This is a genomic window from Streptosporangium sp. NPDC001559, from assembly GCF_042893955.1.
GTDB lineage: Bacteria > Actinomycetota > Actinomycetes > Streptosporangiales > Streptosporangiaceae > Streptosporangium.
The window spans coordinates 358,613-365,100 of record NZ_JBIAVG010000009.1; the positions used below are offsets into that span (position 1 = coordinate 358,613).

Annotated in this window: 9 protein-coding genes; 2 read left to right on the forward strand and 7 right to left on the reverse strand. The window is 60.8% G+C overall.

What is annotated here, in order from left to right:
* Window positions 1–10 precede the first annotated feature (10 nt).
* The 6 genes from ACFYY8_RS22110 to ACFYY8_RS22135 form a co-directional block, all read right to left on the reverse strand.
* On the reverse strand, window positions 11–181 hold the full coding sequence (locus tag ACFYY8_RS22110) for a hypothetical protein (protein WP_390043674.1): 171 nt from the start codon (window positions 179–181) through the stop codon (window positions 11–13).
* A 2-nt stretch (window positions 182–183) separates the two neighbouring features.
* The gene (locus tag ACFYY8_RS22115; RefSeq protein ID WP_390043676.1) at window positions 184–453 is read right to left on the reverse strand and encodes a hypothetical protein; all 270 of its coding nucleotides are present in this window, start codon (window positions 451–453) and stop codon (window positions 184–186) included.
* A 1-nt stretch (window position 454) separates the two neighbouring features.
* Window positions 455–994, reverse strand: coding sequence for a WhiB family transcriptional regulator (locus tag ACFYY8_RS22120; protein ID WP_390043678.1), 540 nt, complete (start codon window positions 992–994; stop codon window positions 455–457).
* A gap of 110 nt (window positions 995–1,104) precedes the next feature.
* Entirely contained in the window at window positions 1,105–1,275 is a 171-nt protein-coding gene (locus ACFYY8_RS22125) for a hypothetical protein (protein ID WP_386192181.1), read from the reverse strand.
* 18 nt (window positions 1,276–1,293) lie between these two features.
* A complete protein-coding gene (locus ACFYY8_RS22130) occupies window positions 1,294–1,860 on the reverse strand; it encodes a hypothetical protein (protein ID WP_390043681.1) in 567 nt (188 codons plus the stop codon).
* On the reverse strand, window positions 1,857–1,988 hold the full coding sequence (locus ACFYY8_RS22135; RefSeq protein ID WP_362774798.1) for a hypothetical protein: 132 nt from the start codon (window positions 1,986–1,988) through the stop codon (window positions 1,857–1,859). The genes ACFYY8_RS22130 and ACFYY8_RS22135 overlap by 4 nt, the downstream gene beginning before the upstream one ends.
* Window positions 1,989–2,237: 249 nt before the next feature.
* Here ACFYY8_RS22135 and ACFYY8_RS22140 point away from each other — a divergent pair, with 249 nt between their 5' ends.
* Both ACFYY8_RS22140 and ACFYY8_RS22145 read left to right on the forward strand, forming a co-directional pair.
* Window positions 2,238–3,086 (forward strand): GntR family transcriptional regulator, encoded by an 849-nt coding sequence (locus ACFYY8_RS22140; RefSeq protein ID WP_390043683.1) that lies wholly within the window; start codon window positions 2,238–2,240, stop codon window positions 3,084–3,086.
* Window positions 3,083–3,760, forward strand: coding sequence for an HAD family hydrolase (locus tag ACFYY8_RS22145; protein ID WP_390043685.1), 678 nt, complete (start codon window positions 3,083–3,085; stop codon window positions 3,758–3,760). The genes ACFYY8_RS22140 and ACFYY8_RS22145 overlap by 4 nt, the downstream gene beginning before the upstream one ends.
* Before the next feature lie 274 nt (window positions 3,761–4,034).
* Here the strand turns inward: ACFYY8_RS22145 and ACFYY8_RS22150 are convergent.
* On the reverse strand, window positions 4,035–6,488 hold a 2,454-nt coding region (locus ACFYY8_RS22150), incomplete at its 5' end, for a COR domain-containing protein (protein WP_390043687.1).

Here is a 6,488-nt window from a genome sequence, read left to right on the forward strand (position 1 = left end):
TCGGGCCTCCTCAGTAGCCGGGCTGGGAACGAAGGATGCGGCAGGCGCCGCACTGGGCCGACAGCCGAGCGCCGTGGGTCGGGCAGCGCGGGATCTGACCACTGGGGCCGGTCGAGCAGCGCGTGCAGCCGGTCAGCGCGGTGTGACGACGCGTGCAGGTCGAGCACTGGAAGCGGGTCATGCTCATTCCTTCTCGTCATCGCTGGCCGGGGTGGAGGCGGGCTGGTCGGTGGCCTGCTGGGCGGCCCAGTCGGGGGTGGGGCCGAAGGTGGTGGCCAGGGCGGTGCCCATCGCGGTCCACAGCGCCCACGCTTCGTCGGCGGTCAGGCCGAGCCGGGCGTTGCCGACGCACAGGTACACCGCGTACGAGCCGCCGGTGCGCACCGTGACGCGGGTCGTGCCGGACTTGTTCCACGGCGCCGGGGCCAGGACGGAGAAGTAGCGCTGTTCCATGTCAGGCCACCCGCTGCCCGAACTCGGCCACCTGGTTGACCTGCTCGGGCGTACGGCCCGCCCAGATCCCAGAGAAGGGACGAACCTCGGCGGCGTACAGGCCGCACAGCAGGAGGGCGGGGCAGGTGGCGCACACCTCGCGGGCGACCTCCTCACGGGCGGCCTGCTCGCCGGGGGTCTCGGCGTCGGCGCCGGTGTGCATCTCGGGGTCGTAGGCGCACTCGGGGACCGGTGGCTCACCCTCGATGCGCCAGGCCGCAGCGAGCTGCTCGTCGGTCATCCGGGACGGGTGCAGGGCGGCCGCGAGCCGGGCGCCGTAGGCGTCGGCGTAGACGCGGGCGACGGCGCTCAGGTCGGCGCCGCTGTGGTTGGTCAGGTCGGTGGTGCACACCGTGCTGAACCGGCCGCCGGTGCGCTCGACCACGGCCAGACGTGCCGCGTCGGGCAGTGACGGGTCCCGCAGGCGCAGGCCGTCGGTGATGGGCTCGACCCCCACCATGTGGTTCGAGTCGGTGGTGTGCAGGCGAACGAGATTTGCCATGATGGCGAGAACTCCTGACTACTGAAGAGTGGAAAAGGAGCCGGCCGGGGCGGCGTCGGGACTTGGCGGAAACGAGCCGCCCCGGACCAGCGTGGAGAGGGCCGAGCAGGTCAGCTGGCCATCACGGTGGAGGAATGGCCGTTGGCGCACTCGCCGGTGAACAGGCCCTTGAGGTCATCGCTGTAGCCGATGGTCGGCTGACCGCACACGCAGGTGTAAGCCATCGTGAACCGGGCGTCGTGGTTGGTCCGGTACACGGCGAAGTCGACTTTCTTGCCCATGACGTACTCCTTCGAGGGTTACGGGCGGGAGGTGTGAGCAGTGATGGTGGCGGCAATCCAGCGGGCTGCAGCGCCTCGGGAGGGCAGGTCGTACCAGGTCGTGGTGGGCGGGTCGTAGCCGACGCCCGCGCTCCACACGACCCCGCCGCGCGGGCCGCGGCGGCGGGTGATGACCCCGGCGACGTCGGCGGCGGTGCGGGGGGTGGCGGGGGTGGTGGTGACCAGGTAGCCGACCGGGTCCGGCGGGGTGCCGATGCGGCGCAGGACGGCAGGGCCGGGGTGCAGCCACAGCCCCGCCGACCGGAGGGCGGGCTGGCCGTAGCCGGTGACCCAGGTCGCGGTCAGCCGCAGGTTCGCCTCCGACCGCATCTCGTCGACGTCGGGATTGGGGTCGGTGTCGGGAGCGATGTGGGCGGTGAGGTCGTGGACGGTGCCGCACGACCAGCACACCGCCCGCATCCCCAGCTCACTCATCCCGCCGGGCCGCTCCAGGCGCAGGGTCTGCACGTCCCAGGCGGGACGGCGGCAGCCGGGCAGGTGACCGACGGGCCGCCAGTTGAGGTAGGAGTGCCGCAGGTTGCTCACCGCTGCCTGCCGCACTGACCGGTGCCCTCGCATACCCCGCACTTCTGGGTGGAGGTCATCCACCCCTCACCGCCGCAGCAGTGACAGGGACCCCGGAGCGCGATCAGCAGAGTCGTTCTGTGGGACATGATTGGTGTGCTCCTTGTCGAGGAGTCGCGGGGCTGTCCTGGTCTTGGCGGATGGGGACAGCCCCAGTTTTTGAGGCTTTCGGCGCGATTACCAGAAGCCTTTTCCGTGCTCTGAGCAGCCCAAATAAGGCCCCTCCAGCCGCTTCCGCTCCTCGCGGTGGCGACATGCTCAACATAGACAACCTGCTTAGGCAGGTCAACAGAGTTGAGCATCTCGGCTGTGTTGGGCATGTGGCTTAGCATTGGGGTATGAGCCTTGACCCGGACGACCCTCGCCCGCCATACCAGCAGGTCAGCAGCTCTCTACGAGCCGCGATTCTCACGAAGAGAGAGGGGTTCCAGCCCGGCGACAAACTTCCTTCAGGGCCGGAGCTGTCCAAGCACTACGGCGTAGCGCGCGGAACAGTGGACAAGGCCCTGGACCTCCTCAGGAGCGAAGGGCTGATCGTCACCCGGCAGGGAAGCGGCTCCTTCGTCCGGGAGCGGACAGAACGGCCGGTCGGGCTGCGCCCGCACCTGGAAGCCGCGTTCGCCGAGCCGCACGTCACCATCGACTTCTCGGGCTTCTCCAGCGAGACGCTGCACAACGCGATACAGGAACCGCTCGACAAGGTCCGCTCGGGCCGCCTCGCTCCGGAGACGATCAGCGTGCGGCTGCTGCTGCCGGACACCTCGGCGCAGATGGCCGTACCCGTCCTCGTGGACGACCTGCGCGACGAAGCCGCGCTTCGGGAACGCGCCCGCACCATCGCCCTGACCAACGCCGGCGGTATCGCACACTCGGTCCAGGTCCTCGCCGAACTGGGGCTTGTCCAGTCGGCGAGCGTCCAGGTGAAGGTGCACAAGGCGTCGAGCCTGTTCAAGCTGTACATCCTGAACCGCTCCGAGGCCTTCTTCGGGTTCTATCCATTGCGTGAGCGGTCCCTGACGATCGACGGCGACAGCCACACCTTCTACGACGTCACCGGGAAGGACACCACCCTGTTCCACCACTCCGCAGGCCCCGACGACGCGTCTCTAGGCTCGCAGTACGTGCAGCAGGCCCAAGTCTGGTTCGACAGCGTGTGGACCACCATCGCCTACGAGCGCCCCGAATGAACGCCGACCTTGCGGAAGTGCTGCGGCCGGTGAAACACGTCCTGATCGACTTCGACGGCCCCATCTGCTCGGTCTTCGCCGGCCTTCCCGCACCGGAGGTCGCCCAGCGCCTGCGCGCAACCCTGCTTTCCAACGGAGAGCAGGTGCTGGCGAGTTGGGGGAGCGAGACCGACCCGCTCGCCCTTCTGCGGCGCATCAGCACCGAACGGCCGGCCCTGGCGGCGGTGGCGGATGCGGCACTGACGCGGCTGGAAGAGAAAGCCGTCGAACTCGCCCAACCGACGTCCGGGGGAGAGGCTGTTCTTCGAGCCTGTGGCGAGTCCGGTCGAACCGTCTGGCTGGTCAGCAACAACGCGAGCAGCGCGATTCGCGCCTATCTGAACGCGCATGGTCTCAGCAGCCAAGTGGCGGGTGTCTTTGGCCGTGTCCCGGCTGATCCGGCGTCGATGAAGCCCAGTCCACGGCTGTTGCTGGACGCCATGAACGCCGCTGGTTCCGGCCCTGCGGAGTGCATCTTTATTGGCGACGCCATACGAGACGTCGAAGCGGGTGACGCTGCAGGCGTCTCAACCATCGGGTACGCCAACAAGCCAGGCAAGGACAGCTCCTTGGCAGCTGCTGGCGCTGTAGTGGTTGTGGGATCGATGAAGGTCATTGCGGTAGCTCTAATTTGAGCTGCGATTTACAAATGACACATCTCTGGATGTGAATTTCCTACATGAGCATCAAGTGCGAGCTCCCTATGGCGGCCTATCTCACGCGCCTGAAAAACCGTGTCCTAATGGACAAGATTTCCATAGGTATCACTGAGCCTGATTGCGATCAAACATTCCTATCGCTCTGGCCGCTTAATCGGCTGAAGTGGCAGGGCGTCGAATTATATGGCCAGTTCGGCAGGCCGATGTGAGGTTAATGTTATGTCAACCATATTTCGGCCATCGCGCTATTCTAGGAGCCTAATGAGCTGCGATACGCATAGCTATGTTGAGCACATAGATAGAGCGTGAGACCTTCAGGTGTTGTTGTACGAGACAATCCTCCCCAAGCCCGAGCAGGATCTAGCTCAATTAGCAGACTCTCCAAGGCCCGAAAATCTGCCTCAAGCGTTGCCCGAGACTCGGCGATCGCGTTTATATCGCCAAGTGGTTCATTCTTTTCCCCGCTAATCGTAGGTTCAGGAATCTGCGATACTAGCTCTTTCATTGCATCAGCTTCGGCTTTGGTTTGTTGCTCAAGCTGATCGACGGTCATACCAAGAACTGGCCCCAGAAACGGGGCGGTATGCTTAAGTACGGTGACCAAATATTTTAAGTATGGGCTCATGCGCCGGAACCACTCAGGAAGTTCCTTAATTTGATAACAACCTCTGCTTTCTGGAAGAGGGTGCCAGGCGCCGGGCTCCTCGCAATAAAGACGGAGCTCGAATGCGCTTCCTGCGAGCCGATTCCTTGGGATTGGCGTTAATGAAAAAACGCTTGGACAGCGAACCTCTTGCTGAGCTTGTACGATCCGCTGCAGTTTCAGAAACATTCGCTGTATGTACTCTGTCTGGTTATCTTGCTTCTCGGTCGACTGAGTAATAATCTTCGTCAATCGATCGAGGCCGATCCGTGTGACATCACGTTCCGATGGGGCCAGCCCGAGAACGAGCATAGGTACACCTAGAAACTCGCCTGACTTCCGGCATTCGATTTCATGTCGCGGAGGATTTCGGAGCAAGCGACTCTGTAAGTCTTCATAGTCGAAGAGCTCAGGGCATGCCGACGTTCCTCGGCAGGGGCAAGGAACTTGCCGTATAATGTCGAGCCCAGGAAACCGTTCTAGGGTTCTGTTTAGTCCGTCATCAAGTACCGAGAAAAATGCTGCCGGAGCAGGGCCACGGACAGCCAACTCTATGACATTTCGATGACGGTCAGCGCGCAAAAGAGCTCGGTGAATATTGTCTGTATGCTGGAGGAGAGCTCCTGTTCTCCAGTGTCGGCTTGTCGTAAAACGATGTGATCTAGCTATAAACCAGGTCGGAATCCCTGGCGGCATCGTGTTGAGGCGATAAATAACTTTGATTTCCTTTGTGGTGGGTAGTCTATTCATCTCCTCCCATAATTCATGGTAAGATGGCGGATTCCATGGCAGTCGCTCTACTACCAAGCTAATATCAGCTTTACGTCCGTCGTCTATTTGATAGGACAGGTCATATTTGTCCATCATGCCCAGAAAATGGTCCCTCAGTCCGCGGTCTAAATCCCACCACAGCTCATTTAAATGATTGCGCGTAAGTAAGCCGTGGCGGTTTGCGACCTCTGAGCTGTCTAGAACCTTACTGATGTATTCGTTTACCCATTCTGGCTGTAGAACGACGGTTTGGGCCAGTTCCTCATCATCGTGATAGTAAAGAATATCACCGAGTTGATGCATTGCGATTGCAATATATCTCTGCTGTACGGGATCGCTTACGCCTGTACGACTCATTATTTCCCACATGCGCCCAGGCGTGATATGTTTTTCCGGTAAAATGCGAATGGCATCAGCGCTTTTAAGCCATGTTGTTGGCCATTCTGTGCCCATGAGTGGAAGGTTTGTTGCTCTTTCTCTGATGGAGGATATTAGATTGTCTATGCCGCAGCATGTTTCGCTATCAATCGAGATGCTGTCGGCTATCCTTGGATATTCCTGACGCAGCTCATCTAGCGGTAAGTCAACTGGCCGTTCATTATGATCGGCGTGTGTGGCGATCAAAATAATCGGGGAGCCTGGGGCGCGCGCCGTTATAATATCCAGCCAATACCGAAGCTTTCCTTGTTCCCATCCAAGTCTGGCGTTCCAGAGGAGGAGAAAGAGGGATCGGTCGGTAATAAAGAACTGATGTGTCGCGTGATATATTTGTTGGCCACCAAAATCCCAAGCGCTCAAGTCCATATTGACTTCGGCGCGGTCAGGATGCTTTATTGGTAGATGGCTTATTTGTAGTCCATGCGTAGTTGGTTCGCTGGGGTTGTGAGGCTTTCCGGTAAGGGCCTTTATCAGCGATGTCTTTCCAACCCCACCTTCTCCAACAATCAGGAGTTTGGAGACCCATTGTTCGGAAGCTCCTTCTCTGCGTGCGCGAAGGAACGCCAATACTGATTCTGTTCCACTCGATGTAATCTCTGGAGGTGGACTGATGGAAAGGTTCCCATGTGTGGATAAGTTGCGCAGCATCACTAGATCGACGAGCCAATCAGGAATAACGCGCAACTTATTGTTGCTGATGTTGAGGTCGGTGAGGCCCGTCAGTGCAGCCATACCCTCAGGCAGTGCAGCGAGCTGATTGTTGCTGATGTTGAGGTCGGTGAGGCCCGTCAGTGCAGCCATACCCTCAGGCAGTGCAGCGAGCTGATTGTTGCTGATGTTGAGGTCGGTGAG